We start from the raw sequence: 26323 nt of genomic DNA on the forward strand, positions 1-26323 counted from the left end.
TTTTTAATCTTAAAACGATAGAATAAATAGGACTATTTCCATGTCTAAGATCTTCGATTTTGTAAAACCTGGTGTGATTTCTGGCGATGACGTACAGAAAGTATTTGAAGTAGCAAAAGCAAACAAATTTGCTCTTCCTGCAGTAAACGTAATCAACACTGATACTATCAACGCTGTTCTTGAAGCTGCTGCTAAAGCAAAAGCTCCAGTTGTTGTTCAGTTCTCTAACGGCGGTGCTGGTTTCTTCGCTGGTAAAGGCGTTAAACTTGAAGGTCAAGGCGCACAAATTCTTGGCGCTGTAGCTGGTGCAAAATACGTTCACGCAGTAGCAGAATCTTACGGTGTTCCAGTTATTCTTCATACTGACCACGCTGCTAAGAAACTTCTTCCATGGATCGACGGTCTACTAGACGCTGGTGAAGAGTTCTTCGCACAAACTGGTAAGCCACTATTCTCTTCTCACATGCTAGACCTTTCTGAAGAGTCTCTAGAAGAGAACATTGAAACATGTGCAGCTTACTTAGCTCGCATGGCTAAACTAAACATGACAATCGAGATCGAACTTGGTTGTACTGGTGGTGAAGAAGATGGCGTTGATAACTCTGATATGGACGCATCTGAGCTTTACACTTCTCCTGAAGATGTTGCATACGCATACGAGAAACTAAACGCAGTTAGCCCACGTTTCACTATCGCAGCTTCTTTCGGTAACGTACACGGTGTTTACCAAGCTGGTAACGTTGTACTTACTCCAACTATCCTGCGTGATTCTCAAGCATACTGTGCTGAGAAGTTTGGCATTGCAGCTGACGCTCTTAACTTCGTATTCCACGGTGGTTCTGGTTCTTCTGAAGCAGAAATCCAAGAGTCTATTGGTTACGGTGTTATCAAAATGAACATCGATACTGATACTCAGTGGGCTTCATGGGATGGCGTTCGTACTTACGAAGCTGAGAACCGTGATTTCCTACAAGGTCAAATCGGTAACCCAACTGGCGAAGCTGCTCCAAACAAGAAGTTCTACGATCCACGCGTATGGCTACGTGCTGGTCAGTCTTCAATGGTTACTCGTCTTGAGAAAGCATTCGCTGACCTTAACGCTGTAGACGTACTGTAATTCTTTGAATTAAGTACTCTTTAAGTTTTTAAAGCCCGCTCATTGAGCGGGTTTTTTTATGTCTGATAAAAACTTGTACTAAATATGTGAAAAACCTAGCGTGCGGTGAATAAATTTCGTAGTCTTTTAGTTATCGGTATTTGTGTTTATTGGTAAGTTTTATTAATTCAAAAGCTTACATAAATATGACTTTGCAATCTGTCAAAGATAGGATATCGTGCCGAAAAATTGAACTTGGTTCAGTTTATAAAAAAGGACTTGGCTTTAATTTACTTTTAACACAACGACTTAATATGAGTTATACGGTTTATTTTGTTGTTGGGTAAGTTTGGCTTAAGGCAGTTTAGCTCATAGCAAATTATATAGAGGATGCACATTATGGCTGATAGTTCGACAGCGATTGAGACTCCACTTGTGGATGGTCTGTCTCACGCAGAACAGTGGTTAACAAATAACTCAGATCTGTTTATTCAATACGGTGTAAACATTATCTCAGCACTGATAATTCTATTTATTGGTAACCTTATTGTTAAAGCAGTAGCGAATAGCGTGTCTAAGGTTCTTCAGAAGAAGAAAATGGACCGAGCAGTTGTGGAGTTCGTCCATGGTTTAGTTCGTTACTTGTTGTTTGTTATTGTTTTAATTGCAGCACTTGGTCGTCTAGGCGTTCAAACTGCATCTGTGGTTGCTGTTATTGGTGCGGCTGGTTTGGCTGTTGGTCTTGCACTACAAGGCTCACTATCTAACTTTGCTGCGGGTGTACTTATCGTTGCATTCCGTCCATTCAAGTCTGGTGACTACGTGGAAATTGGTGGTGTAGCGGGTTCAGTAGATTCAATTCAGATCTTCCAAACCGTTCTAACAACACCAGACAACAAAATGGTTGTAGTACCTAACGGCAGCGTTATTGGTAGCCCAATTACTAACTACTCTCGTCATGATACGCGCCGTATTGATCTAATGATTGGTGTTTCTTACAACGCCGATCTTCAAAAGACAAAAGCGCTACTGACTAAGATCTGTGAATCTGATGAGCGTGTACTGAAAGAGCCTGGCGTTCAAGTTGGTGTTCACACACTAGCGGATTCTTCAGTTAACTTTGTTGTTCGTCCTTGGGTCAGCACTGTTGACTACTGGAATGTTTACTTCGACCTGATGCAAGCAATCAAAGAAGGCTTGGATAACGAAGGTATCGAAATCCCATTCCCGCAAGTGGATGTGCACATGAATAAAGTAGAAGCTTAATTTCTAGTTAGTTTTTCTAGCTATAAGCTTTTATAAGGAAAGGCGGATAACTTAGGTTATCCGCCTTTTTTTGATGAGTTAAGTCTGTGGATGACTCAATATGAACGGATTTAGCCGTACTGCTCAATGAGTCCATTGGCGAGTACAAGTGCAATAGTAAACATCATGGTTGCTACCGCGATATCGATGCCTTTCTTAACTTTGGGTTTCGATAGCGTTGGGCCTAGCTTTGCAGCGCCTAATGACAAAGAGTAAAACCAAACAAATGAAGCCAAGATTGTTCCCATAGCAAAAGCAATTCTGTCGTTACCTTCAAACTGTCCGCCAATAGATCCTAGAATCACCACGGTATCCAAATAGAGGTGTGGGTTTAATACGGTCACCGCCAATGCACCTAAAATAACGGTGCGCTTACCGCGAGCTAATATCTCACCCTTTGATTCATCACTGGTACGTGTTCTGAACGCACTGCGTAGGGATAGCAAGCCATAAACCGTAAGAAAGGCGATACCACCCAATGTCACTGAGGTGAGTAGTAATTCATTCTGTGACAAGATCGCTCCGCCACCAAAAATACCCAATGAGATGAACAAGGTATCGAGCAGACTACAAATCGTTGCTGTGGTTAGGTGGTGATTGCGTTTTATCCCTTGATTTAAGACGTACGCATTCTGAGCGCCAATAGGGATGATCATGCTTGCCCCTAGACCAAAACCTTGTAATAAAACCCAAAAATTCATTTCAACCTCCACTTAATTAACGATATTTATGTGCTATATGGCGAAGATACTCTGACACTTTAAATAAGTATAATTAATGATTTTAATCTATTATTAGAGTTGCTAATGTGGGCGGTAATTAGGCCAAAAAGGAAGCAAGTTGATGCGTGGATTGGATTATAAATGGATAGAAGCACTGGACGCTGTGGTGAAACAACGCAGTTTTGAAAGGGCAGCCGAGCAGTTATATATCTCCCAGTCTGCGGTGTCTCAACGCATCAAACAACTGGAAAAATGGTTAGCACAGCCTGCTCTGGTAAGAGAGAGCCCACCAAGGCCAACACCAGCAGGAAAAAAACTGTTGGGTTTGTATCGTCGTGTTCGCTTGTTAGAGCACGAGCTTGTCCCAGAGTTAATGAACGAAGAGGGAGCTCAACCTCTTTCTCTGTCTATTGCGACCAATGCTGATAGCTTGGCGACATGGTTACTTCCTGCGTTATCTGATGTGATGAATTCACGTCAAGTTGAGTTGAACCTTGCGATTCATGGTGAATCAAGAACCATTGAGAAGATTAAAAGTGGTGAGGTTGCTGGGGCAATCAGCCTCGAACCTCAACCTATTCCAGGTTGCAGTGCGGACTATCTTGGAAGAATGGATTATGTGTGTGTGGCGAACCCTAGCTTCCATCAACGCTACTTCTCTGATGGAGTGAACTATTCGACACTAACCAAAGCCCCTGCGGTTTCGTACGACCAATACGATGATCTGCATAAGAAATTTTTGCATGATCATTTTAACGTCCCGAGAGATAGCGTGATCAATCATACTGTCGGTAGTTCAGAAGCATTTGTACGCTTGGCATTGTCGGGCGTTGCCTACTGTTTGATTCCTCGATTGCAGATTATCGAGGAGCTAGAGTCTGGTGCTTTGATTGATATTACGCCCGGCTTTTTATTGTCTTACCGAATCTATTGGCACCATTGGCAATTAGAGAGCGGGGTATTAAAAGAGATATCTCAAGCGATATTAAATTATGCCCACAACCACTTACCTCAGTAAGCTGTTGGTTTTTGCAGCGTCAAAGTTGTGTTAGAAGTCCTGTCGCGGGATTGGTTATGTGACAAATTGCTCTATGATAAAAGAACATTTGTTCAGCATAGGTTTACCTAATGAAGTTTGTACCAAAGATGTTAGCAACGTCTCTTACTCTTACTGCAGCATTGAGTGCTGTGAGTTTTCCATCATTGGCTGACTCGCCATCTTTTCCGCATATTTCAACGACAGGCTATGGTGAAGTGATCGCGACACCAGACATGGCGACATTTTCAGTTAGAGTCGTGGAATCGACGATGACTGCTGAGCAGGCTAAAAATACCGTTGATAAAGTGGTGACTGGCTTTCTAAATAAGCTACATCAAGCGGGTGTTGATGAGGCGAGTGTACACAGCTCTAACCTGTATTTATCTCCTCAATATCATTACCCGAAAAATGGTAAACCTGAACTGGTTGGTTACCGTGCGTCACGTAATGTGACCGTTCAAGTGAATGAGCTAGCCAACTTAAATGACTACATGGATATTGCCATCGGGCAGGGTATTAACCAGATCGATAATATCCAACTTCAGGTTCGTGACCAAGCTAAGTATCAGGAGCAAGCGCGCTTGGAGGCCATTAAAGATGCGACATCAAAAGCTAAATCATTAGCGAGCGGTTTTGAGCGCGAGTTAGGTGATGTCTGGCGCATAGATTACAACGCACAATCTTCTCAGCCTGTATTGATGCGTTCAATGGCAATGGATGCGAGAACCGAGTCGAATTCTTATGAAGATTCGACGATCACCATTCGTGATCGAGTTAATGTGATCTACCAACTAGAAGAGTAGTGAACATACCTCAGGAAGGGATTAGATCATCATGATCTATTTACCTACAGTAGACCAAATACTAAAAAGGCTCTCATTACGAGAGCCTTTTCTATTTTTACTTATGATCTAATTCGATGATTAGTGAAGTAAACGAGCACGAATGGTGCCTTCGATCTCTTTCAGTTTAAGCAGAGCTTCTTCTGAACGATTCGCTTCCACGTCGATAACCACATAACCCATATCTGCTGCAGTTTGTAAGTACTGACCTGCAATGTTAATCCCTTCCTCTGCGAAGATGGTGTTAATTTGAGTTAGGATACCCGGACGGTTTTCGTGAATGTGCAGCAGGCGAGAAGCACCTGTATGTAGTGGTAATGATACTTCAGGGAAGTTAACACTGGATAGCGTTGAGCCATTATCAGAGTATTTTGCAAGCTTACCTGCTACTTCAACACCGATGTTCTCTTGTGCTTCCTGAGTTGAACCACCCACGTGAGGCGTTAGGATCACGTTATCGAACTGCATCAATGGTGACTCAAATGGGTCAGCATTGGTTTTTGGTTCCGTTGGGAATACATCGATTGCTGCACCTGAAAGGTGACCAGAATCTAGAGCACCACACAGAGCAGGGATATCAACAACAGTGCCACGAGCTGCATTGATAAAGATAGAACCAGGCTTCATGCGCTCGAACTCTTCTTTACCCATCATGTCTTTAGTTTCATTGGTTTCAGGTACGTGTAAAGAGATCACGTCACACTTATTCAGCAACTCGGTCATCGTATGAACTTGAGTGGCATTACCTAGAGACAGCTTGTTTTCGATATCGTAAAAGTAAACACGCATACCCAGATTTTCAGCAATAATACCTAGCTGAGTTCCGATGTGACCGTAGCCAATAATACCTAAACGCTTACCACGAGCCTCGTAAGAGTTGTCTGCACTCTTTTTCCAGATACCACGGTGAGCAAGAGCATTCTTCTCTGGGATACCTCGAAGCAGTAATAGAACCTGACCTAGAACGAGTTCAGCAACGCTTCGAGTGTTTGAGAACGGTGCATTGAAAACAGGGATACCGCGCTTAGCTGCTGCTTGAAGGTTGACTTGGTTAGTACCAATACAGAAACAACCGACGGCAACCAGCTTTTCAGCCGCATCAATCACTTCTTGGGAGATGTTGGTGCGAGAACGGATACCAATGAAGTGAGCATCTTTAACTGCTTCAAGAAGTTCATCTTCAGGTAGTGAGCCTTTGTGGTACTCAATGTTTGTGTAACCAGCGGCTTGCAGTACTTCTACAGAAGAAGGGTGAAGACCTTCTAGAAGTAGAATTTTAATTTTGTCTTTTTCCAGTGAAACTTTGGCCATTGTTCTCGTCCTTAAAATGGAAAGGTTGGGCAAATGCGGCGCACGTGCTACAAAATGGCTGAAAGGGGAACAAATTCACCACTTTGTTAGGAGACAAACGTTTTCCCTGTGCGTCTTCTGAACAATAAAGTAACAAAAAAAAAATGTTTTGGGTAAGAAAATTACGGAATAAGACATAATTTTACAGCAATAAAGCAAAAAAAACGGCGCCCTAGGGCACCGTCTGTAATGAAGTAACAGAAAAACTCAATCTTCTATTATTTATTCTTCGATTTTTGCACCTTCAGGCGTGCCTGTGATAACCACATCAGCACCACGGTGAGCGAACAGGCCAACCGTCACCACACCAGCGATACCATTGATGATATCTTCTAGTTGTTTCGGGTTTTCAATCGCCATGCCGTACACATCTAGGATCACGTTGCCGTTATCGGTTGTGCAGCCTTCGCGGTAAACTGGGTCACCACCAAGTTTCACTAGTTCACGTGCAACGTATGAACGTGCCATTGGGATAACTTCAACAGGCAATGGGAATTTACCCAACACATCAACTGCTTTGGTACCATCAACGATGCAAATAAACTTATCAGAGATAGCTGCTACGATTTTTTCACGAGTCAAAGCAGCGCCGCCGCCTTTGATCATATCGCGTGAAGCGTTAATCTCGTCAGCACCATCAACATAGACGTCTAGCTTGAATACGTCGTTGCATTCGAATACTTTGATTTCTAGTGCTTCTAGTTTTTCAGTAGAGGCTACAGAGCTTGAAACCGCACCTTTGATTTTGTCTTTCATTGTGCCAAGTGCGTCGATGAAGTGATTTACTGTTGAGCCAGTACCTACACCTACAATGCTGCCTTCTTCAACATATTGAAGTGCTGCCCAGCCCGCTGCTTTTTTCATTTCATCTTGAGTCATGCCATTCTCCTGAATAAGGTCTTGCGCTTTGAATTAATCGTTCGCGTATTGAAGTTAACGTTTAGATATCGAGGTTAACGTTTGCGGCGCGATTATAGCGCTTTAATGGTTGTTTTCCCATTGCCAAGTTTTACTCGGAGTCACGATTTTAGGTAACGGAATGTCCCAACCTTCAATTGGTAAGCGATCGACATGTTGGCAATCGTGAGCAAGGCCAATAGGTGTTGCGCCATTGCCCGTCTCGAACCATCGAGCCAAGGTGCGATCGTAATATCCGCCGCCCATGCCTAAGCGATGTCCTTGAGAGTCAAAGCCCACCAGTGGTGTGAGAATCAGATCAAGTTGCTGACATGGTTTGACGAGTAATTGATTGAGTTGAGGTTCAACGATGCCGTACTTATTCAAAACCGTCGGTGTGCTTAGCGAGTAGTGCAGAAACAGCAGGTGTCCGGCCGAGAAGGGGTGCAATACTGGTAAATAAGTTTGCTTGCCTTGCGCCCATAACCATTCAATTAAAGGCTGGGTATCGAGTTCGCCATCAATGGAAATATAGAGGGCGATATGTTGAGCTGACTGAATCTCATCAAGCTGAGAACACTGCTTAACTAAGTCTATACCGGATTGAGTTTGTTGGTTGCCTGATAAGGCATTGCGTTTGATACGGATCTGTTTGCGAAATTCGCTGCGTGTGAGCGTCTTCATAAGAAGGGATACCCCAAAGTGCCGTTGAGAATAGATGGCCCTTGAACCAGCGAGTTCAAGGCGGATCAGCAATGATTACCGTAGGCTTCTCGGCGGACCGAGCATGCTCAATAGCACTCAAGTACTAACCCTTAGGGATTGCTTATCGGCTCGGGGACGTGAATCCTCTGACAAACACTCCAGGGTAAATTTTGTGTACGCTATTGCTGTCCGTGCTTCACTTTACTGAGGACATCGGAAAGTGATGTCGTGAGCTGTTCCATTCGCTCGGTCAGTGCGTTTTGTTCATCATTTGCTTCAAACTTCTTAGTTTGTAATTCATAGCAAATGTTCAGAGCTGCGATCGTTAGCAGCTTCACTTCATTGGTTACCTTAGTACGTTCAGCCATCTCTTTCAATCGATTATCAAGATCGACCGCCGCTGCAATCAATGACTCTTCTTGCCCTGGAGGACAATTAACTCGAGTCAGTTTTCCTAATATTTCAACGTCTACCGCTTGATTACTCATGATGGATGAACTCTTTAACGCACTATTTAAGGCTGTTGCCCTTTATCATATTTTTACAAAGAAAAAGTGCAAGTACCGATGAGGAAGCAATCTCCTCTGAGGGAGAAACTATAGGTAAACCGCTATTAAGATTCAAGCTTTTCAGAGTGACTGTTTGTAAATGAGAGCTTGAGCACACAGTAATTCAGCAAATTGAACAATTGGTAGTCAGTCATCCTTCAATTGCTCAGGATCGATGCTTATCAGAATTGGGGTGAAGTGGTACGATTATACTATCGATATAAAGAATAACTGAGCGAGCTATCTGATGAGCGAAACTACTTTACCTGACTACCTAACGGTTGCGACTGAACTTCAATCGGCAAGCCTAGCCGTAAACCCTGCTGAGATGCATGGTTTATTAACGGGTATGTTAAGCGGAGGCTTAAACCTGGCAGATAAAAGCTGGCAACCACTGATCTTTGATTACACCAATGAAGGTATGGGCTGGCCAGATCGCGCATTAACGCTTGCGGAAGCAACGCTAAAAGTAACGACCAGCGAAATCACAGGTTCAGGCATGGAGCTGTCTATGTTGTTGCCGGACGAAGACGCAAGCGCAAGCCTGTTTGATCTTGCGGACGGTGTGTCTGATTGGATTAACCACTTCATTTCTGGCTTAGGCTTGGTTGGCGCTCAATTGAATAAAGCCTCTGACGGTACCAAAGAAGCTTTGGCTGATCTTGAAGAGATGGCAAAGCTGGGTATTGATGAAGAAGATGATATGGAAGAGCAGGCGCAGCTTCTAGAGCACGTTATTGAACACGTAAAAGCGTGTGCACTAACGATTCATGCTGAATTCGGTGCTCGCCCATCTGCAGATGCAGCTCCAACCATTCATTAATCCGCTTGCCGGTTTGAGGTTATAATGGCTCAGTATGATGTTGTAATTGCTGGTGGCGCAATGGCAGGGGCGACCTTAGCCCTTGCTCTGAATCACCTCAGTCAAGGTTCACTATCGATCGCGGTAGTAGAGCCTTATCAGGTTGATCATCAAGCTCACCCTGGTTTTGATTCTCGTTCGATCGCTTTGTCTTATGGCACGGTGCAGATCCTTGATTCTTTGCATTTGTGGCAATCTATCGCACCGGTAGCAACCCCGATTAAAGATATCCATGTATCGGATAGAGGGCATGCCGGAATGACGGACATCTACAGTGAAGAGCTTGCTGTTGATGCGCTTGGCTATGTGGTGGAGTTGGCGGGTGTGGGGCGAATCTATCAGCAGAAGCTTGAATCCGAAGCTGCAATTACGATGCTTTGCCCTGAGTCTGTCAGTAAAGTCGAACGTGAAGAGTTGCAAACGACGATTGAACTGACAAGTGGGCAAACAGTAACAACTAAGTTATTGGTTGCTGCCGATGGCGCTATCTCAACATGTTGCCAGCAACTCAATATCTCATTGAGTGAGCATGACTTTGAACAAGTTGCGGTGATTGCCAATATCGTGGCGAGCGAACCTCATCAAGGTCGAGCATTTGAGCGTTTTACTCATCATGGGCCAGTCGCTCTCTTACCGATGAGTGACAACCGTTTGTCGCTGGTTTGGTGTTTGTCACCGGAGCAAGCGCAAAAAGTGATGACCCTAAACGACAATGAATTTCTTGAGCAGTTGCAGAGTGACTTTGGTTGGCGACTTGGCCGACTCGAGAAGGTAGGCAAGCGTGCCAGTTACCCACTGATTCTTCGTCATCGTCAGCAAAATATCTCTCATCGTTTTGCGATCGTAGGCAATGCTGCTCAAACGCTTCACCCAATTGCGGGACAAGGCTTTAATCTTGGCATTCGTGATGTGGCTTCCTTGGCGGAAGAGTTGTGTACCCAACTCGATGATGTTGGGCGTTACAATGGTCTTGTTAACTTTAGAAAGCGTAGAGAACAAGATAGAGACACGACGATTACGCTGACATCAAGCCTAGTCCATTTATTCTCAAACGATTTTTTGACCGCTCGCATTGGGCGTAATCTTGGGTTAGCCGTAATTGATAACCTTCCACCACTTAAAGGTCCACTTTTGCGTCATACGCTTGGCCTAGTAGAAAGATAAGGTAGAAAAATAATGATGCAAAGTGTTGATATCGCGATTGTTGGTGGAGGCATGGTTGGCCTAGCGCTTGCTGCTGCGTTGAAAGACAGTGACCTAAGAATTGCCGTCATTGAAGGCAGGGCACCCAGTGAAGGGCTTAGCGAATTGCCTGATGTGCGTGTGTCGGCATTGAGCCGCTCTAGTGAAGTGATTCTTCGTAACCTAGGCGCATGGCAAGGCATTGAACAAAGACGTGCGGCACCTTACCAAGCGATGGAGGTGTGGGAACAAGATAGCTTTGCTCGTATTGAGTTTGACTCGACACGTTTGGCTCAGCCGAATCTCGGTCATATTGTTGAAAACCGTGTGATTCAACTCGCACTGCTTGAACAGGTGAAGAAGCAAGATAATGTCAGCTTGTACATGCCCGCGACGTGCAAAACGATGGCGATTGGTGAAAGCGAAGCATGGCTAACGCTAGATAATGGCCAAGCACTGACCGCTAAGTTGGTTGTTGGAGCGGACGGCGCAAACTCTTGGGTTCGCAAACAACAAGATATCCCATTAACACATTGGGATTACGGACACAGCGCGATTGTCGCGAATATCAAGACCACAGAGCCGCATCACAGCGTTGCTCGTCAGATATTCACACCACAAGGGCCATTGGCATTCCTACCAATGCAGCCAAGCCACATGAGCTCGATAGTTTGGTCTACGGAGCCTAATCGTGCCGAGAAGCTTGTATCCATGTCGGATGCTAATTTTAATAAGCAACTGACGGCTGAGTTCGACTCAAAACTTGGTTTATGTGAAGTGGTTGGTGAGCGTTTTGCCTTCCCATTACGTATGCGCTATGCACGTGACTTTGCTTTAGAGCGTGTCGCTTTGGTTGGTGATGCAGCTCATACGATTCACCCGTTAGCGGGGCAAGGGGTCAACTTAGGGCTATTAGATGCTGCAAGCTTAGCGCAAGAGCTGTTAACGCTTTGGGCTGCTGGCGAGGACATTGGTACCAAGCGTAACCTTCGTGGCTACGAGCGCTGGAGAAAAGCAGAGGCGGCTAAAATGATTGCGTCTATGCAGGGCTTTAAAGATCTGTTTGAAGGCGATAACCCAGCCAAGAAGCTGATTCGTGGTATCGGTATGAAGCTCGCGGGCCAATTACCGGGTGCGAAAGATGAGATCATGAAGCGAGCACTGGGTTTGTCAGGCAATCTTCCTGATCTAGCCAAGCGTCCAGTTACGCACCAATAATCGTGAATCAACAATCGCAAATCAATAGTCGCGCACGGGTGAGCCGTTGTTGATGGTCAGCAGCTGCAGCTGATTGCCATTGACTCAATCTGAACACGAAAAAAGGGTTGGCATTATGCCAACCCTTTTTGTTTTTAATTCTGTAGATAATCAGGTCATGCGTATGCGCAGCGCAGTTTCATGATTTCACTATTTATTTCTTTTACCGTTTGAAAGTGACGCCTTTCTGCTCGGTCTGGCAGCACGAGTTTACCGTTATCAAACTCAAATTTTCCTACGCCGTAAATGTAGATTCGTCCTTTGAAAAGTCGACTTACATGTTTAGCAATCATACTTGGTGTATAGCGCTTAAACAGTCTCATTTTAATTATCCTTATATTTACCTAGCCTGCATATTATAGAAAAACTCCGAGATAATAATTGTGATAAGCATGGAGTAATATGCAGTAGAGTTGACGTGAATTAGATATTTGTGCTGTTCTAAGCACTTTCTTCAGTAAATATCTATTTTTACGTGAGCTTCTCCCCAAAATAATACTGAGTAGTGAACTGCTGTGAACTTTCCTGTTCGGTATTAAGCAGTGATAATGTTACAAGTATAAGAATAGGTGGGATTTTTTTGTTTGTGTAATCAAATTGTAAATTTTTGACAAAAAAAAGCCCGTCTAAAACGGGCGAATAGTCACAGATGCATTACACAAAAGTGGATACTGATGTTACTCAGTGGATTCACTTGTACTGATTTGCTTAAAAGCGAGTCAGTAAATTCACAATAACGTAAATTCCCCCTTGTGACTACTTATGCTTTTATTTTGAGTAACTATTTATTATTGGTGTGTTCTTCTTATGACGAACTTCACACTAAAAATGTATTCAATGAAAAGTTGTACTTAAGTTTGCGAACGATGACTCGATCGAAAAGGTCATCGACTGATGTCAGCAACGATTGGTGCGCAAAGGGCCATAAGATCATTGGGATCCAGCGCAACACCAGCCATTCGATCACCCGAGCTAATAGTAACCGTCGAGTTTTTTTGAATTGAAGGATCAAAAATGATCGGCATGTATCTTTTTAGAGCAAGAGGGCCAACACACCCAGCCTTAAAGCCTGTGATCGTTTCAACATCAGCGAGTGATACACAGGTCATTCGACGGCAATTCAGTACCGAGCGTACTTTCTTGGGGTCGACAGAGCGATCTCCAGCAGTACAGGCCAACGCATATTGGTTGCCCATATCCTTGAGCAGGATACACTTCACCATTTGAGAGGCGTCGATGCCTCGCTCTTGAGCTGTCTCTTCGATGCTGGTGGTTGGTTTACTTTGCATCAGCAGGCGATAGTTCACCTGCTGTTGATCCAGCCATTGTGTAATCAGTGTTTCCACGTGGTTACTCGTCGTCAAGGCTGTAAGGCAGTGGCAGGATATTCCATGTTTGATCAGGCTGCGCGGTCAGTCGAAGCTGAACATCGTCATCAAGGTTGTTTGGCAGTACCATCAAACCAATCGCTTGGTTATTAGCAAATTGATAGACGTTTAATAGTCGGCCTGCACCACGCCAGTTCTCACCCACGCTACGTTCAAGTTCAATCGTATTCTCTAGAGAGAGTACATCTGAAGTTGTTCCAGAAACAATGCGCATCTCACGCTTGTTCATGCCACGGTACTTGGCACGAGCAACCGTTTCTTGACCTGTGTAGCAGCCCTTTGAAAAGCTGATGCCGCCAATCGCTTGTAGGTTAAGAGCTTGAGGGATGTGCTCGTTTTGCTCTGCTTTTGATAGGTTAGGCTGAGCATCAAGAATTTCATGATACTGCCAAAGCGCTTCTGATACTTTTTCAGCTGAGCTGCTTGATACCAAGGCTTCTGCTGCTTCTTGAGTAACAAGTAGAGCCCAACGGTTGTCTGAGACTTGAACGGCTGTACCACCAGAGATAGTACGCACTTTACCTTGGCCCTCTGCAATCGAATCAACGTATTGGTTCGCTGAAGTCCCCATGATTCCGATAACAACGTCAGACGTCTGCTCGATATCAATTTTAGAGAACACGGCGTATTTCTTGATTTCAACTAACTCGACTTCAATTGCCGATTTAGGCTGCATAAGAGCGTAACCACCATTGTGGTGGAACAAACGAAAGATACTCCAAACCTTTCCTTTCGCATCACAATGCGCGCCTAATGTAGAATCATCATTAGGAAGAGTGACGACATCGCACGTTACTTGACCTTGTAGGTACGACTTTTTGTCATCGCCTATCATGGTGATTGCGCTCCAGTCTGACACGTGTGTGATCATCAGTTCTGGAAGCGATTCATTTTGCGTATGAGCGAGCGGCTGAAATGTGTTTTTCCAATCCATTTTATCTTTCCTAAGAATTTTATTTGGCTCTATGTTAATCCGGTTCTGTTTCTTTGTCAGCCTAGGTTTTTTTGTGAGCTTAGATAGGGACTGTGACTCACATAGTAGTTGCAGAGCGTATGACTTGTTACACTCCGAGAAAGAAAAATTATAGGTGAGGATAGCCAATGTACACTGCAGAGCAGAAAGCACGAATTAAATGGGGTTGCCGTCGTGGCATGTTAGAACTTGATGTAGTCATCATGCCATTTTTTGAAGAGTGTTTTGATTCATTGCAAGAGCAGGAACAGCGTGAGTTTGTTTCTCTACTTGAGTGTGATGACCCAGATTTGTTTACTTGGGTTATGGGACATGGGCGCAGTGAAAATCTAGGCCATGCTTCAATGGTTGATAAAATTGTCGCGCACAACCTCAGCAAGGTTCGTTAAGCTTCAGCTTAAACCTTCAGTTTCCGCATTATTTGCAAAAGGCACTGTTTCTGGGTGCCTTTTGTTTTTCATTGTCTTTTCTTCTATCCCGCTCGTTGTTGCCCTCTATTGTTTAGCTCTAATGTTCAGTTTGTTTAAAGCCAATCATGTAATCTTGAATACAGCACATGGATGCTTTGATTATAAAGAAGATGGCGAGATTCGACTCAATGACCAATCCTACACACTTAAGTCCGTTGATAAGATCTGGGCACATTTTTTCGTCAAACTAAAATTCGAATGTGGGCATTCGGTAATGCTTTGGCGTGATAGTTGTCGTGAGCGTGAATATCGCCACTTTCTGGCGAACTTACAACGATCGCACGAGGCAAATGAGAACGCGAGATAAAAGAAAAAGGAGCGCTAGGCTCCTTTTCGTTTGATTGCGTTTAGTTGATTAGCTAATAGCTTTCAAATAATGATTACGACTGGTTTCTCTCTGGCGTAAGAATCGTTGGGCCACTGTCTTTTGCAAGTTCTGGGTAATCCAACGTGTAGTGTAAGCCGCGGCTCTCTTTACGTTGCATCGCACAGCGAACCATTAGCTCAGCCACTTGTAGCAAGTTGCGCAGTTCTAATAGGTTGTTCGAAACCTTAAAGTAGCTGTAGTACTCATGAGTTTCTTGCTGCAGCATCTGAATACGGCGCATTGCACGTTCTAGACGTTTGTCCGTTCGAACAATACCCATGTAATCCCACATGAACAGTCTTAGTTCGTGCCAGTTGTGCTGAATGATCACTTCTTCATCACTGTTGGTGACTTGGCTTTCGTCCCATGCAGGGAGTTCAGCGCACAGTTGAGATTGGTCGATGTTTTCAACGATATCTTTTGCTGCTGCCCAAGCATACACAACACATTCAAGCAGTGAGTTTGACGCCATGCGGTTCGCACCGTGTAAGCCGGTGTAACTCACTTCACCAATCGCATATAAGTTAGTTAAGTCGGTTTGACCTTGCTTATTCACCATCACACCACCGCAGGTATAGTGCGCAGCCGGTACGATAGGGATCGGCTCTTTAGTCATATCAATCCCCAAATCCATCAAACGAGTATGGATCATTGGGAAATGCGTTGTGATGAATTCTTCAGGCTTGTGGCTGATATCAACATACATGCAGTCGGCACCTAGGCGCTTCATTTCGAAGTCAATCGCACGAGCAACCACATCTCGCGGAGCCAGTTCACCACGCTCGTCGAAGTCCTTCATGAAGCGAGAACCGTCTGGACGACGCAGGTAGGCACCTTCACCACGCAGTGCTTCCGTTAGCAAGAAGTTACGCGCTTCTGGGTGGAACAAGCAAGTTGGGTGGAACTGGTTGAACTCAAGGTTTGCTACTCGACAACCCGCACGCCAAGCGATAGCAATACCATCACCTGAAGATACATCTGGGTTAGAGGTGTATTGGTAAACCTTTGAAGCGCCGCCTGTAGCTAATACAACAAATTTAGCGCGCACGGTTTCAACGTGTTCTTGGTTACGGTTCCAAATGTAGGCACCGATAACTTTGTCTTTCGAACCACCAACCTTATCTTCTGTGATCAAATCTAGCGCGTTGTGGCGCTCGAAGATCTCGATGTTGGGGTGATTGTTGACGTTATCTTGCAGTGAGGTTTGCATTGCCATGCCAGTTGCATCGGCAGCGTGTAGAATTCGGCGGTGACTGTGGCCACCCTCACGAGTGAGGTGATATTTTGGTTGGCCTTCCGTGCTGTTCTCATCTTTATCAAATGGAACACCACCATCAATCAGCCATTGCACACACTCTTTAGCATTTTCAGCAATGAATTGAACTGTATCTTCTTCGCATAACCCAGCCCCAGCAATTTGAGTATCTTCTACATGAGACTCAATACTGTCCGACTCATCGAACACCGCGGCGATACCACCTTGTGCGTAATACGTCGATCCTTCGCTGCGTGGTCCTTTGCTTAATACAATTACTTTTGCATGTTCTGCTACACGTAAGGCTAATGACAAGCCTGCCGCACCACTTCCTACCACTAATACATCACACTGATGTTCACGGTTTGCGTTCATAAAACTTATTAAATCCCGGGCTATAGTCGAGTTGTCCACTCTCAATTGACGTTGTCTTGTTTTAGGAGTTTGGCTAAGACTGTTATAATCTCTCCAGAGTCATCCTAAAATGCTACACAAAATCAATGTACAGACAGCTATCTAGAAATATTTAATTGCTCAATACCATTGCTTTTGCTCAAGTTTCCCCAAATTGATAGGGATAGCTATTTTTATTACATCACATTGTGAAACAATAATGGCAAATAATTTTAAGAAAGTTGGAACTTTCGGTATTTGGCTTAGTCACAATAGTGCTCTTGTAGACGGTGGTGTCAATACTACATTTCGCATAATTAGTACCCATATCTGTGAAGGTAAGGGTTATAACAATAGGAGTACCCGCTCGAATGAACGAGCAGCTAACCGATCAAGTGTTGATTGAGCGAGTTCAGAGTGGAGATAAGCAGGCTTTTAACTTACTAGTGGTTAAGTACCAAAATAAAGTTTGTAATCTTATCTCTCGATACGTGAATAATTCCGGTGATGTACCTGATGTAGCACAAGAAGCTTTTATTAAAGCTTACCGCGCGATACCTAACTTTCGTGGCGAGAGTGCCTTCTATACATGGTTGTACCGAATTGCCGTGAACACCGCTAAAAATCATATCGTTGCCCAGAGCCGTAGGCCGCCAGCAACAGATGTAGATGCAGAAGATGCAGAATATTACGAAACAGGCAGCGCGTTAAAAGAAATATCGAACCCTGAGAACTTAACGCTGTCAAACGAATTGAAACAAGTTGTTTTTGGAGCGATTGAAGCGCTACCAGAAGACTTAAAAACTGCAATGACGTTGCGTGAGCTCGAAGGTTTGAGCTACGAAGAGATTGCAGAAGTAATGGATTGCCCTGTAGGAACCGTACGTTCGCGTATTTTCCGAGCTCGTGAAGCGGTGGAAAAGAAAATTAAGCCTCTTTTGCAACGCTAGAACTTGTAATAATTATGGTGAAAATAATGGCTGATAAAGAAAAGCTTTCGGCACTCATGGATGGTGAAACGATCGATAAAGCTCTCATTGTAGATCTCGAATCTGATCAAGAAAGCATGGATACCTGGCAGAGTTACCATCTAATTGGTGATGTTATGCGTGGGGATGCGCCAGAAACTCCAGAGTGGAACATTGCTAACAGTGTTGCGGCAGCGCTTGATAATGAGCCTGCACATAGTGCAATGCCGAACTTGCACCAAGTGCATGTTGAACCAACTGTTGCTCCAATTGAAGAGCAGCCTAAACCTCAGCAAGCGAAGCGTCAGCTTCCAGCGTGGTTACAACAGTTTGGACAAGTTGCCGTGGCAGCGTGTGTCTCACTAGTCGTTGTACTAGGTGTTCAACAATATGGTGGCAGCGACCCTGCTGCGCCAGAGCAGTTGCCTGTTCTCCAGACGATTCCATTTGCGGGTTCTGCGGAACCAGTAAGCTTAACGCGTGACTCTGTTGAGAAGCCAGCATCTGAAGCTAACTTGCAAGAGCAGCGTAAACGCGTTCATGCAATGCTAGAAGATTATGAGCTGCAGCTAAGATTAAACAGTGATGCATCGCCAATGCAAGATGCACATCTAGAATCGGACATTGAATGAAGAAAATCCTGGTCAGTGCACTGACACTGTTCAGTTTGATGTCTCCAACAGCCTTTGCAGAGGAACCCACTGCAAAGGCGTTGTTACATCAGATGAACGAGGCCAGTCAGCATCTAAATTACGAACTCTCCTACATTTTGATCAAGAAGAGCAGTATTGAACCTCTTGTTTATCGCCATGCGGTTAACGACGACCAACAACTTGCACACCTTGTTTACTTGAGCGGGCCTATCCGTGAAGTTATTCGACGTGGTGATGAAGTCAGTTATATTGAACCGGGCACAGAACCGTTTACCATTCAATCTGGCAGTATGGTTGCCCCTGTTATTCCGATGATTAATCGAGATATTGACGCGCTCAACGACTATTACGATTTCGTTAAAGTTGGCCGTGCTCGTGAAGCTGGAAGTACTACGCAAGTATTGCGCGTGGTGCCGAAAGATGGCCTTCGTTACTCTTACGTCGTTTGGGTAGATGAAAAAACGAGTCTTCCTTTGCGTGCCGATCTGTTGGACCGTGATGGCGAAGTGCTTGAACAGTACCGTACTATCTCTTACGTGGTGAACGATAAGATTGCAGAGGCAATGGGGGGCTTGAATAGCGCTCAACTGCCGAAAGTCTTATCGCTGCCGGAAGGCTTAGTGAGTGAAACTAACTGGCAAGCCTCTTGGATTCCTGAAGGATTTAAGTCAAAAGAGCTTAGTCGTTATCCAATGGCTGCGACCGATAAAATGGTTGAAAGCCAACTTTTCAGTGATGGGTTGTTTAGCTTTTCAGTTTATATCGCCGATAAAGACGAACATTCATTGAAAGGGCAGTTGGTACGCCAAGGACGCAGAACGTTACATAGCTTAGTGATTGGTGACAAAGAGATCTCTGTGGTGGGTGATATTCCGCCAGCAACCGCCAAACGTATTGCCCAATCAGTTACGTTCAATAAACCGGTACCAGCGCAATGATGACGGCGCTGGCAACCGTTAGCTCGGTTGAACAAAGCGGTCAACAATACTTTGTTCAACTGAGCTGCGAACAACAAACCAGTTGCAGCAGTTGCTCATCTCAAAAAAGCTGCGGAACGGGTATTGTTACTAAGGCTGTTGGCAATAAATCCTTGTTTTGGCAGCTTAAAACCAAAAGTTTAGTTAAAGCCGGACAGATCGTGGAAATTGGCTTTCCAGAAAAAAGCTTACTGCAGTCTGCGGCTATTGTTTACCTCATTCCACTTTTCATGTTGATGATTGGTGCTGGTTTTGGACAGCTCTTGTTGCAACCCTTACTCCAAGGGGGCGAGGGCATTGTTATCTTAAGTGCAGCGCTGTTTACTGCTGGTGGTATTGCCTTAGCGAAGCGGTTAGCCAAACCAATGGAAGACAAATCCAAGCAAGAAGTCGTCTTGATTCGAATCCTAGGCGAGCCTCTCGTCTAATTTATGATGCTTCTTGCCCTTAAATTGGGTAGAATCTGCCAACTTGATTGAAATGCCGCCACCAATGCTGACTGTAGATTGGACGCGTCGCGGCTTTCTTATTATCCCTATTCAAAGAGTTTAGTCACACCAAGCCTATGAAGCACATTCGTAATTTTTCGATTATCGCCCACATCGACCACGGTAAGTCGACCCTTTCTGACCGCTTAATCCAAGTTTGTGGAGGGTTAAGTGAACGTGAGATGGCAGCTCAAGTCCTCGATTCTATGGATATAGAACGCGAGCGTGGTATTACAATTAAAGCGCAAAGTGTGACTTTAGATTATACAGCGAAAGATGGTGAAACTTACCAACTAAACTTTATCGATACCCCTGGACACGTAGACTTCTCCTACGAAGTATCTCGCTCTCTAGCCGCTTGTGAAGGCGCGCTTCTTGTAGTGGATGCTGGCCAAGGTGTTGAAGCGCAAACTCTAGCAAACTGTTACACCGCGATCGAAATGGAACTGGAAGTAGTGCCAATCTTGAACAAGATTGACTTACCTGCTGCTGAACCTGAGCGAGTTGCTGAAGAAATCGAAGAGATCGTTGGTATCGATGCGATGGAAGCGACGCGTTGTTCTGCAAAAACCGGTATCGGTGTTGATGACGTTCTTGAAAACATCGTAACAGCTATCCCACCACCTGAAGGTGATCCAGACGCACCACTACAAGCGTTGATCATTGACTCTTGGTTCGATAACTATTTAGGCGTTGTTTCTTTGGTTCGTATCAAGAACGGTAAGCTGAAGAAGAACGACAAGATTAAAGTAATGTCGACAGACCAAGTTTGGGGTGTTGACCGTCTAGGTATCTTCACACCTAAGCAAATCGACACAACAGAGCTAAATACTGGCGAAGTTGGTTGGGTTGTTTGTGGTATTAAAGACATCCTTGGCGCACCTGTTGGTGATACGTTGACGCTTGCAAAAGGCGGCAGCACAGAACGTCTACCTGGTTTCCAAAAAGTGAAGCCTCAGGTATATGCAGGTCTATTCCCAGTATCGTCTGATGACTACGAAAACTTCCGTGACGCACTAGGCAAATTAAGCCTGAACGATGCATCACTGTTCTACGAACCAGAAAGTTCAGCAGCACTTGGCTTTGGTTTCCGTTGTGGCTTCTTAGGAATGCTTCACATGGAGATCATTCAAGAGCGTTTAGAGCGTGAATACGACCTAGACCTAATCACAACGGCACCAACCGTAGTGTACGAAGTTGTAAAAACGGATGGCAGCATTCTTTACGTCGATAGCCCGGCTAAATTGCCTGCGACTAATGATGTAGAAGAAATTCGTGAGCCTATCGCTCGTTGTAATATCCTTGTACCGTCAGACTACCTAGGTAACGTAATTACCTTATGTGTAGAAAAACGTGGTGTTCAAGTGGATATGGTTTATCACGGTAAGCAAGTTGCTGTGACGTACGACTTGCCAATGGCAGAAGTGGTTCTAGACTTCTTCGACCGTTTGAAATCAACATCTCGTGGCTATGCGTCACTGGATTACAACTTCCAACGTTTTGAAATGTCGAACATGGTTCGTGTAGACGTATTGCTTAATGGCGAAACGGTTGACGCACTGGCTATTATTACGCACAAAGACATTGCACAGTCTCGTGGTCGTCTATTGGTTGAGAAGATGAAAGAGTTCATCCCTCGTCAGATGTTCGATATCGCGATTCAAGCAGCGATTGGTAACCACATCATTGCTCGTTCTACAGTGAAACAACTGCGTAAGAACGTAATCGCAAAATGTTACGGTGGTGATATCAGTCGTAAGAAGAAACTTCTTAAGAAACAAAAAGAAGGTAAGAAGCGTATGAAGCAGATCGGTAACGTTGAACTGCCTCAAGAAGCATTCTTAGCGATTCTTCATGTTGGTAAAGACTAACTTTATCCAGCATTAAACGAATAATTGAAAGTGGAAGAGTAGCTCGCTATTCTTTCACTTTCGTTATTTTTAAAGAAATGAAATTTAAGGGATATCAATGGCTAATAAATTTTCGCTCTTTTTAGTGCTCTTAACTCTAGTGACCGGCATTGTATGGGCGTTGGAAAAGTTTGTGTGGGCGAAGAAGCGCCAGCAAAAGCTTGCTGACGTTGAAGCACAATCGAATGGCCTAGACGCTGAAACCAGCGCAAAAGTTACGGCTCAGCCTTGGTGGGTTGAGAACAGTGTGTCCATTTTCCCTGTAATTGCATTTGTTTTGGTTTTGCGTTCATTTATTTATGAACCGTTTCAAATCCCATCTGGTTCGATGATGCCAACCCTTTTGGTTGGTGACTTCATCTTAGTAGAGAAGTACGCGTACGGTCTAAAAGACCCGGTATGGCGCACTCAACTGGTAGAGACGGGCAAACCAGAACGTGGTGATTCAATCGTATTCAAATACCCACCTCAGCCGAATATCGACTACATTAAGCGTGTTGTTGGTATGCCGGGTGATACCATTCGCTACAGCAGCAATAAAGAAGTCTGCATTCAAGCGAAGGGTGGCAGTAGCTGTAAACCAGTGAAGTTAAGTAACGTTGAAGAAAGCCAATTTATTCAAGATGGTGTGCCTCTGATTCAGCTGAATGAACAGCTGGGTGATGTGGAGCACCAAATTTTAGTTAACCCATTACGTCGTGATCGTGTGCAAGCATATCAACCTCGCAATGGTGTTAACGAGTGGATCGTTCCAGAAGGCCAATACTTTGTGATGGGTGATAACCGTGACAACAGTGCTGACAGCCGTTACTGGGGCTTTGTCCCTGAAGCAAACCTTGTTGGTAAGGCCGTTGCTATTTGGACCAGCTTCGAATTCGAACGCGGTTCAGACAGTGTACTTCCAACATGGATTCCTACTGGTGTGCGTTTTAATCGCATCGGTGGGATTCACTAATCGATCACATAACACATCGAGAGAGCATGAATTCTCCAATTGATAAACTAGAGAGAAAGATTGGCTATCAGTTTAATGATGCCGATCTTATCCATTTGGCGCTGACTCACCGTAGCGCCGCAGGTAAACACAACGAACGTCTTGAGTTTCTGGGCGATTCAATTTTAAGTTTTGTTATCGCTGATGATCTTTACCATCGTTTCCCTAAGGTAAACGAAGGTGATATGAGCCGCATGCGCGCAACATTAGTACGTGGTCATACATTGGCAGAACTAGGTCGTGAATTCGAACTAGGAGATTACTTAAAATTAGGTCCAGGTGAGTTGAAGAGTGGCGGTTTCCGTCGTGATTCTATTCTAGCGGATGCAGTAGAAGCGATCATCGGTGCTGTCTATTTAGATAGTGATACCGAGGTTGTTCGCCGCATTATTTTAAGCTGGTACCAATCTCGCCTAGAGTCTATTCAGCCTGGTGTATCTCAAAAAGATCCGAAAACTCGCTTACAAGAGTTTTTACAAGGTCGAAGAAATCCCCTACCTGTCTACACAGTGACTAATATTAAAGGTGAAGCACACAACCAAGAGTTTACGGTTGAGTGTGAAGTGGCAGGTGTGGATAAACCTGTTATCGGTAAAGGCACTAGCCGCCGCAAGGCAGAACAAGCGGCTGCTGAAACAGCATTAGAGCAACTAAGCAATGTCTGATAACAATCAAGATTTCGATATCGATGCATTCTTTTCATCTGATAGCAAAAAAACGGGCCTACCGGAAAACCAACACTGTGGCTTCATCGCTATCGTGGGTCGACCAAACGTAGGTAAATCGACGCTTCTGAACCATATTTTGGGTCAGAAAATCTCGATCACATCACGTAAACCTCAGACAACACGCCACCGTATTATGGGCGTAGAAACTGAAGGTGATTACCAAGCGATCTACGTTGATACTCCTGGACTTCACATCGAAGAAAAGCGTGCTATCAACCGTTTGATGAACCGTGCGGCGAACAGCTCACTGAGTGATGTGAACCTAGTATTCTTCCTTGTTGACGGTACTCACTGGACTGACGACGATGAAATGGTACTGAACAAACTGAGAAAAACAGATTTCCCAGTTGTCCTTTGTATTAACAAAGTAGACAACGTTCAAGATCGTACCGACGTGATGCAACACATGATGGAAGTGTCTAAGAAGATGGACTTCCTTGATGTTGTGCCAATCTCGGCGAAGCAAGGTAAGAATATCGATGTACTGCGTAAGCACGTTCGTAACTCTTTACCTAAAGCGACGCATCACTTCCCTGAAGAGTACGTAACGGATCGTTCACAGCGCTTTATGGCCTCTGAAATCATCCGTGAAAAACTGATGCGATTCACAGGCGAAGAGCTACCTTACTCAGTAACGGTTGAAATCGAGCGTTTCGATTACAACCCTGATAACGATGGCTTCCACATCAATGCTTTGATTCTTGTTGAACGTACTGGTCAGAAGAAGATGGTGATTGGTAAAGCGGGCGAGAAGATCAAAACGATTGGTCGTGAAGCTCGTATCGATATGGAAGAACTGTTCGGTCGTAAGGTTTACCTAGAGACTTGGGTTAAAGTCAAGTCTGGTTGGGCTGATGATGAGCGTGCACTTCGCTCGTTAGGCTACATCGACGATCTATAATATATTGAACGTCACTTTCTGAGATTAAGAAAGTTGAACTGAATATAATTTCAAGAGAGAGTGCGAACTCTCTCTTTTTGTATCTGTAAGAAGGGTAAGTGATTGAGCGAAGGGTTACAGCGATGCTTTGTGTTGCACCGTCGACCATACAGTGAGTCGAGCCTGATTCTAGACGTCTTCAGTGAAGAGTACGGTCGGGTGACGTTGATGTCTAAAGGTGCGCGGAGTAAGCGTTCTAATTTGAAAGGTGCATTGCAACCTTTTACGCCTCTGCTGCTTAAGTGGTCTGGCAATGGTTCAATGAAAACGTTACGCCAAGCTGAACCCATCAGCTTGGGGCTTCCTCTTGCCGGTATTAATCTGTATTCCGCTATGTATGTCAATGAGCTAGTTGGCCGTGTGTTGATGGCCGAAGTAGCCATGCCCGCATTTTTTCACGACTATCTTCATGCTTTAACAGAACTCGCTCATAATGAGAACCCTGAGCCAGCGCTACGTCGTTTTGAATTGGCTCTACTTTCCGCTATGGGGTATGGCGTCGACTTTTTGCATTGTGCTGGTACTGGTGAAGCGATCGATCCAAGTATGACTTATCGCTATCGAGAGCAGAAAGGTTTCATCGCTTCTGTACGTCGAGATAACCTGACATTTATGGGCGATGAACTTATCGCAATCAGTGAACGTAGGTTTATCACTAAAGAGCAGTTAAAAGCAGCAAAACGCTTTACACGCATAGCCTTAAAGCCGTATCTTGGCGGCAAACCATTAAAAAGTAGAGAGCTATTTATGCCCACAATAGCCCTCTCTAGAGCACGGAGTATTGGAAAATGAGCTCAATCCTTTTAGGCGTTAATATCGACCATATTGCTACACTACGTAATGCACGTGGTACTAAATACCCAGATCCAGTACACGCAGCTGAAATTGCTGAACGTGCGGGTGCTGACGGCATTACCATTCACCTGCGCGAAGATCGCCGTCATATTGTTGATCGCGATGTACGTATTCTTGCTGAGACAATCCAGACTCGCATGAACTTAGAGATGGCAGTGACGGACGAGATGGTTCAAATTGCACTCGATACTAATCCTGAGTTCGTTTGTCTGGTTCCAGAGAAGCGCGAAGAGCTGACGACGGAAGGCGGCTTGGACGTGGTTGGTCAACTTGAAAAGATCAAAGCAGCGACGGAAAAACTGTCGGCGGCGGGTATCAAAGTATCTCTGTTTATCGATGCAGATCGTGAGCAAATCGACGCAGCAAAAGCGTGTGGCGCACCGTTCATTGAGCTTCATACTGGTCATTACGCTGATGCGAAAACAGAAGAAGATCAGCAAGATGAGCTTAAAAAGATTGCTGCAGGCGCAAGCTACGCAGACGATCTTGGTATCACAGTCAATGCTGGTCATGGTCTGACTTATCACAACGTAGCGCCAATTGCGGCACTTCCTGAGGTTTACGAGTTGAACATTGGTCACTCGATCATGGGACGCGCAGTATTTGATGGTTTGAATAAAGCCGTTGCAGACATGAAAGCCGTGATGGAAACAGCACGCAACAATGCTTAGTTCTTTAACTCGTCATTAGTTTAGTAGTAAGCGTTAAGCGGTTAATCAGTAGAATCGATAAAGTTAATAGATAGAAGTTTGGTAGTAGGGTAAACATGGCTGTTGTTGGATTAGGTACAGATATCGCAGAAATCGAACGTGTTGAAAAGGCGCTGTCACGAAGTGGCGACGCTTTTGCTCAGCGTATTTTGACCGACTCTGAGTTTGAAGTATTTCAGCAACTGAAGCAAAAAGGACGTTACCTTGCAAAACGCTTTGCTGCAAAAGAAGCGGCATCTAAGGCGTTGGGCACGGGTATCGCGCTGGGTGTGACCTTTCACGATTTCGAGATTTCAAACGATGAGCATGGCAAGCCAGTTCTAAGCCTACATAAAAAGGCGCGTGAAATCGCAGAAGCGAGTGGTACAAAGTCGATTCATCTGACTATCTCAGATGAGCGCCATTATGCGGTGGCGACGGTACTACTCGAGTCGTAAATAGATTACCGT

29 protein-coding genes and 1 other RNA gene are annotated in these 26323 nt (G+C 44.6%); 20 read left to right on the forward strand and 10 right to left on the reverse strand.

Features of this window, described 5'->3' with window-relative positions; translation table 11 throughout:
* Nucleotides 1-40: 40 nt before the first annotated feature.
* Together fbaA and mscS are read left to right on the forward strand one after the other, a co-directional pair.
* On the forward strand, nt 41-1117 hold the full coding sequence (gene fbaA, locus AC3CHU_RS02200) for a class II fructose-bisphosphate aldolase (protein WP_004735492.1): 1077 nt from the start codon (nt 41-43) through the stop codon (nt 1115-1117).
* Nucleotides 1118-1495: 378 nt separating this feature from the next.
* Nucleotides 1496-2362: a small-conductance mechanosensitive channel MscS gene (gene mscS / locus AC3CHU_RS02205; RefSeq protein WP_488525001.1), complete on the forward strand. Its 867-nt coding sequence runs from the start codon at nt 1496-1498 to the stop codon at nt 2360-2362.
* A 110-nt stretch (nt 2363-2472) separates the two neighbouring features.
* Here mscS and AC3CHU_RS02210 read toward each other — a convergent pair whose 3' ends face one another.
* Nucleotides 2473-3102, reverse strand: a complete 630-nt coding sequence (locus tag AC3CHU_RS02210; RefSeq protein ID WP_488525002.1) for a LysE/ArgO family amino acid transporter — start codon at nt 3100-3102, stop codon at nt 2473-2475.
* Between the two features lie 142 nt (nt 3103-3244).
* Between AC3CHU_RS02210 and AC3CHU_RS02215 the strand changes: the two genes are divergently transcribed.
* Both AC3CHU_RS02215 and AC3CHU_RS02220 read left to right on the forward strand, forming a co-directional pair.
* Nucleotides 3245-4141, forward strand: coding sequence for a LysR family transcriptional regulator ArgP (locus AC3CHU_RS02215; RefSeq protein ID WP_054547457.1), 897 nt, complete (start codon nt 3245-3247; stop codon nt 4139-4141).
* A gap of 110 nt (nt 4142-4251) precedes the next feature.
* The gene (locus tag AC3CHU_RS02220) at nt 4252-4965 is read left to right on the forward strand and encodes an oxidative stress defense protein (protein ID WP_054547458.1); all 714 of its coding nucleotides are present in this window, start codon (nt 4252-4254) and stop codon (nt 4963-4965) included.
* Nucleotides 4966-5085: 120 nt separating this feature from the next.
* On the opposite strand, the gene serA is transcribed toward AC3CHU_RS02220, so the two are convergent.
* The 5 genes from serA to zapA form a co-directional block, all read right to left on the reverse strand.
* Nucleotides 5086-6315, reverse strand: a complete 1230-nt coding sequence (gene serA / locus AC3CHU_RS02225; RefSeq protein WP_488525003.1) for a phosphoglycerate dehydrogenase — start codon at nt 6313-6315, stop codon at nt 5086-5088.
* Between the two features lie 261 nt (nt 6316-6576).
* Nucleotides 6577-7233, reverse strand: a complete 657-nt coding sequence (gene rpiA, locus AC3CHU_RS02230) for a ribose-5-phosphate isomerase RpiA (protein ID WP_139685055.1) — start codon at nt 7231-7233, stop codon at nt 6577-6579.
* A gap of 102 nt (nt 7234-7335) precedes the next feature.
* The gene (locus AC3CHU_RS02235; RefSeq protein ID WP_488525004.1) at nt 7336-7935 is read right to left on the reverse strand and encodes a 5-formyltetrahydrofolate cyclo-ligase; all 600 of its coding nucleotides are present in this window, start codon (nt 7933-7935) and stop codon (nt 7336-7338) included.
* Between the two features lie 6 nt (nt 7936-7941).
* A non-coding RNA gene (gene ssrS, locus AC3CHU_RS02240) (6S RNA) lies at nt 7942-8124 on the reverse strand.
* A gap of 11 nt (nt 8125-8135) precedes the next feature.
* On the reverse strand, nt 8136-8444 hold the full coding sequence (zapA, locus tag AC3CHU_RS02245) for a cell division protein ZapA (protein WP_139685053.1): 309 nt from the start codon (nt 8442-8444) through the stop codon (nt 8136-8138).
* Nucleotides 8445-8751: 307 nt separating this feature from the next.
* Here zapA and AC3CHU_RS02250 point away from each other — a divergent pair, with 307 nt between their 5' ends.
* Genes AC3CHU_RS02250 through AC3CHU_RS02260 form a run of 3 tightly spaced genes read left to right on the forward strand, consistent with a single transcriptional unit; the run spans nt 8752 to nt 11766 of the window.
* Nucleotides 8752-9327 (forward strand): YecA/YgfB family protein, encoded by a 576-nt coding sequence (locus AC3CHU_RS02250; RefSeq protein WP_171313212.1) that lies wholly within the window; start codon nt 8752-8754, stop codon nt 9325-9327.
* Between the two features lie 24 nt (nt 9328-9351).
* Nucleotides 9352-10530 (forward strand): 2-octaprenyl-6-methoxyphenyl hydroxylase, encoded by a 1179-nt coding sequence (gene ubiH, locus AC3CHU_RS02255; RefSeq protein WP_488525005.1) that lies wholly within the window; start codon nt 9352-9354, stop codon nt 10528-10530.
* 12 nt (nt 10531-10542) lie between these two features.
* Nucleotides 10543-11766 (forward strand): FAD-dependent 2-octaprenylphenol hydroxylase, encoded by a 1224-nt coding sequence (locus tag AC3CHU_RS02260; protein WP_488525006.1) that lies wholly within the window; start codon nt 10543-10545, stop codon nt 11764-11766.
* A 155-nt stretch (nt 11767-11921) separates the two neighbouring features.
* On the opposite strand, the gene AC3CHU_RS02265 is transcribed toward AC3CHU_RS02260, so the two are convergent.
* From AC3CHU_RS02265 to ygfZ, 3 genes are all read right to left on the reverse strand, one after another.
* The gene (locus AC3CHU_RS02265) at nt 11922-12128 is read right to left on the reverse strand and encodes a DUF1107 domain-containing protein (protein ID WP_004735370.1); all 207 of its coding nucleotides are present in this window, start codon (nt 12126-12128) and stop codon (nt 11922-11924) included.
* Between the two features lie 561 nt (nt 12129-12689).
* Nucleotides 12690-13151: an aminoacyl-tRNA deacylase gene (locus tag AC3CHU_RS02270; protein ID WP_017077792.1), complete on the reverse strand. Its 462-nt coding sequence runs from the start codon at nt 13149-13151 to the stop codon at nt 12690-12692.
* A gap of 4 nt (nt 13152-13155) precedes the next feature.
* Nucleotides 13156-14127: a tRNA-modifying protein YgfZ gene (ygfZ, locus tag AC3CHU_RS02275; protein ID WP_171313215.1), complete on the reverse strand. Its 972-nt coding sequence runs from the start codon at nt 14125-14127 to the stop codon at nt 13156-13158.
* A 167-nt stretch (nt 14128-14294) separates the two neighbouring features.
* Here ygfZ and AC3CHU_RS02280 point away from each other — a divergent pair, with 167 nt between their 5' ends.
* Nucleotides 14295-14555: an FAD assembly factor SdhE gene (locus AC3CHU_RS02280; protein ID WP_004735374.1), complete on the forward strand. Its 261-nt coding sequence runs from the start codon at nt 14295-14297 to the stop codon at nt 14553-14555.
* Nucleotides 14503-14943: a protein YgfX gene (locus tag AC3CHU_RS02285; protein WP_488525007.1), complete on the forward strand. Its 441-nt coding sequence runs from the start codon at nt 14503-14505 to the stop codon at nt 14941-14943. The genes AC3CHU_RS02280 and AC3CHU_RS02285 overlap by 53 nt, the downstream gene beginning before the upstream one ends.
* Nucleotides 14944-15016: 73 nt before the next feature.
* On the opposite strand, the gene nadB is transcribed toward AC3CHU_RS02285, so the two are convergent.
* Nucleotides 15017-16633: an L-aspartate oxidase gene (gene nadB / locus AC3CHU_RS02290; RefSeq protein WP_017084322.1), complete on the reverse strand. Its 1617-nt coding sequence runs from the start codon at nt 16631-16633 to the stop codon at nt 15017-15019.
* A 389-nt stretch (nt 16634-17022) separates the two neighbouring features.
* Between nadB and rpoE the strand changes: the two genes are divergently transcribed.
* The 11 genes from rpoE (at nt 17023) to acpS (ending at nt 26311) form a co-directional block, all read left to right on the forward strand.
* Entirely contained in the window at nt 17023-17601 is a 579-nt protein-coding gene (gene rpoE / locus AC3CHU_RS02295; protein ID WP_004735377.1) for an RNA polymerase sigma factor RpoE, read from the forward strand.
* A gap of 26 nt (nt 17602-17627) precedes the next feature.
* Nucleotides 17628-18251 carry a sigma-E factor negative regulatory protein gene (locus AC3CHU_RS02300; RefSeq protein WP_004735378.1) on the forward strand — a complete coding sequence of 208 codons (624 nt, stop codon included), beginning with the start codon at nt 17628-17630 and terminating at the stop codon, nt 18249-18251.
* Nucleotides 18248-19210, forward strand: a complete 963-nt coding sequence (gene rseB, locus AC3CHU_RS02305; protein WP_004735379.1) for a sigma-E factor regulatory protein RseB — start codon at nt 18248-18250, stop codon at nt 19208-19210. The genes AC3CHU_RS02300 and rseB overlap by 4 nt, the downstream gene beginning before the upstream one ends.
* The gene (locus tag AC3CHU_RS02310) at nt 19207-19677 is read left to right on the forward strand and encodes a SoxR reducing system RseC family protein (protein ID WP_017084321.1); all 471 of its coding nucleotides are present in this window, start codon (nt 19207-19209) and stop codon (nt 19675-19677) included. The genes rseB and AC3CHU_RS02310 overlap by 4 nt, the downstream gene beginning before the upstream one ends.
* A gap of 137 nt (nt 19678-19814) precedes the next feature.
* A complete protein-coding gene (gene lepA, locus AC3CHU_RS02315; protein WP_004735381.1) occupies nt 19815-21608 on the forward strand; it encodes a translation elongation factor 4 in 1794 nt (597 codons plus the stop codon).
* Nucleotides 21609-21705: 97 nt separating this feature from the next.
* A complete protein-coding gene (gene lepB, locus AC3CHU_RS02320) occupies nt 21706-22602 on the forward strand; it encodes a signal peptidase I (protein ID WP_488525008.1) in 897 nt (298 codons plus the stop codon).
* Between the two features lie 26 nt (nt 22603-22628).
* Nucleotides 22629-23306 (forward strand): ribonuclease III, encoded by a 678-nt coding sequence (rnc, locus tag AC3CHU_RS02325; protein ID WP_004735383.1) that lies wholly within the window; start codon nt 22629-22631, stop codon nt 23304-23306.
* Complete coding sequence (gene era, locus AC3CHU_RS02330) at nt 23299-24270, forward strand: GTPase Era (protein ID WP_004735384.1); 972 nt, start codon at nt 23299-23301, stop codon at nt 24268-24270. Before rnc ends, era begins: the two co-directional genes overlap by 8 nt.
* 102 nt (nt 24271-24372) lie before the next feature.
* Nucleotides 24373-25101 carry a DNA repair protein RecO gene (gene recO, locus AC3CHU_RS02335; protein WP_012604785.1) on the forward strand — a complete coding sequence of 243 codons (729 nt, stop codon included), beginning with the start codon at nt 24373-24375 and terminating at the stop codon, nt 25099-25101.
* A complete protein-coding gene (gene pdxJ, locus AC3CHU_RS02340) occupies nt 25098-25835 on the forward strand; it encodes a pyridoxine 5'-phosphate synthase (RefSeq protein WP_102537958.1) in 738 nt (245 codons plus the stop codon). The genes recO and pdxJ overlap by 4 nt, the downstream gene beginning before the upstream one ends.
* Before the next feature lie 95 nt (nt 25836-25930).
* Entirely contained in the window at nt 25931-26311 is a 381-nt protein-coding gene (gene acpS / locus AC3CHU_RS02345; RefSeq protein ID WP_017077798.1) for a holo-ACP synthase, read from the forward strand.
* Nucleotides 26312-26323 lie beyond the last annotated feature (12 nt).

Source organism: Vibrio sp. QJM3NY_39 (assembly GCF_057785895.1).

What these genes read in the sequence shown, in the direction of transcription:
- AC3CHU_RS02300 (WP_004735378.1), top strand. Translation starts at nt 17,628, where the DNA reads ATGGCTGATAAAGAAAAGCTTTCGGCACTCATGGATGGTGAAACGATC.
- rpoE (WP_004735377.1), top strand. Translation starts at nt 17,023, where the DNA reads ATGAACGAGCAGCTAACCGATCAAGTGTTGATTGAGCGAGTTCAGAGT.
- AC3CHU_RS02265 (WP_004735370.1), bottom strand. Translation starts at nt 12,128, where the DNA reads ATGAGACTGTTTAAGCGCTATACACCAAGTATGATTGCTAAACATGTA.
- acpS (WP_017077798.1), top strand. Translation starts at nt 25,931, where the DNA reads ATGGCTGTTGTTGGATTAGGTACAGATATCGCAGAAATCGAACGTGTT.
- ygfZ (WP_171313215.1), bottom strand. Translation starts at nt 14,127, where the DNA reads ATGGATTGGAAAAACACATTTCAGCCGCTCGCTCATACGCAAAATGAA.
- zapA (WP_139685053.1), bottom strand. Translation starts at nt 8,444, where the DNA reads ATGAGTAATCAAGCGGTAGACGTTGAAATATTAGGAAAACTGACTCGA.
- ubiH (WP_488525005.1), top strand. Translation starts at nt 9,352, where the DNA reads ATGGCTCAGTATGATGTTGTAATTGCTGGTGGCGCAATGGCAGGGGCG.
- rpiA (WP_139685055.1), bottom strand. Translation starts at nt 7,233, where the DNA reads ATGACTCAAGATGAAATGAAAAAAGCAGCGGGCTGGGCAGCACTTCAA.
- AC3CHU_RS02250 (WP_171313212.1), top strand. Translation starts at nt 8,752, where the DNA reads ATGAGCGAAACTACTTTACCTGACTACCTAACGGTTGCGACTGAACTT.
- pdxJ (WP_102537958.1), top strand. Translation starts at nt 25,098, where the DNA reads ATGAGCTCAATCCTTTTAGGCGTTAATATCGACCATATTGCTACACTA.
- lepA (WP_004735381.1), top strand. Translation starts at nt 19,815, where the DNA reads ATGAAGCACATTCGTAATTTTTCGATTATCGCCCACATCGACCACGGT.
- mscS (WP_488525001.1), top strand. Translation starts at nt 1,496, where the DNA reads ATGGCTGATAGTTCGACAGCGATTGAGACTCCACTTGTGGATGGTCTG.
- AC3CHU_RS02310 (WP_017084321.1), top strand. Translation starts at nt 19,207, where the DNA reads ATGATGACGGCGCTGGCAACCGTTAGCTCGGTTGAACAAAGCGGTCAA.
- fbaA (WP_004735492.1), top strand. Translation starts at nt 41, where the DNA reads ATGTCTAAGATCTTCGATTTTGTAAAACCTGGTGTGATTTCTGGCGAT.
- AC3CHU_RS02220 (WP_054547458.1), top strand. Translation starts at nt 4,252, where the DNA reads ATGAAGTTTGTACCAAAGATGTTAGCAACGTCTCTTACTCTTACTGCA.
- AC3CHU_RS02285 (WP_488525007.1), top strand. Translation starts at nt 14,503, where the DNA reads ATGCTTCAATGGTTGATAAAATTGTCGCGCACAACCTCAGCAAGGTTC.
- AC3CHU_RS02235 (WP_488525004.1), bottom strand. Translation starts at nt 7,935, where the DNA reads ATGAAGACGCTCACACGCAGCGAATTTCGCAAACAGATCCGTATCAAA.
- AC3CHU_RS02215 (WP_054547457.1), top strand. Translation starts at nt 3,245, where the DNA reads ATGCGTGGATTGGATTATAAATGGATAGAAGCACTGGACGCTGTGGTG.
- era (WP_004735384.1), top strand. Translation starts at nt 23,299, where the DNA reads ATGTCTGATAACAATCAAGATTTCGATATCGATGCATTCTTTTCATCT.
- AC3CHU_RS02280 (WP_004735374.1), top strand. Translation starts at nt 14,295, where the DNA reads ATGTACACTGCAGAGCAGAAAGCACGAATTAAATGGGGTTGCCGTCGT.
- nadB (WP_017084322.1), bottom strand. Translation starts at nt 16,633, where the DNA reads ATGAACGCAAACCGTGAACATCAGTGTGATGTATTAGTGGTAGGAAGT.
- serA (WP_488525003.1), bottom strand. Translation starts at nt 6,315, where the DNA reads ATGGCCAAAGTTTCACTGGAAAAAGACAAAATTAAAATTCTACTTCTA.
- rnc (WP_004735383.1), top strand. Translation starts at nt 22,629, where the DNA reads ATGAATTCTCCAATTGATAAACTAGAGAGAAAGATTGGCTATCAGTTT.
- rseB (WP_004735379.1), top strand. Translation starts at nt 18,248, where the DNA reads ATGAAGAAAATCCTGGTCAGTGCACTGACACTGTTCAGTTTGATGTCT.
- AC3CHU_RS02260 (WP_488525006.1), top strand. Translation starts at nt 10,543, where the DNA reads ATGATGCAAAGTGTTGATATCGCGATTGTTGGTGGAGGCATGGTTGGC.
- AC3CHU_RS02210 (WP_488525002.1), bottom strand. Translation starts at nt 3,102, where the DNA reads ATGAATTTTTGGGTTTTATTACAAGGTTTTGGTCTAGGGGCAAGCATG.
- lepB (WP_488525008.1), top strand. Translation starts at nt 21,706, where the DNA reads ATGGCTAATAAATTTTCGCTCTTTTTAGTGCTCTTAACTCTAGTGACC.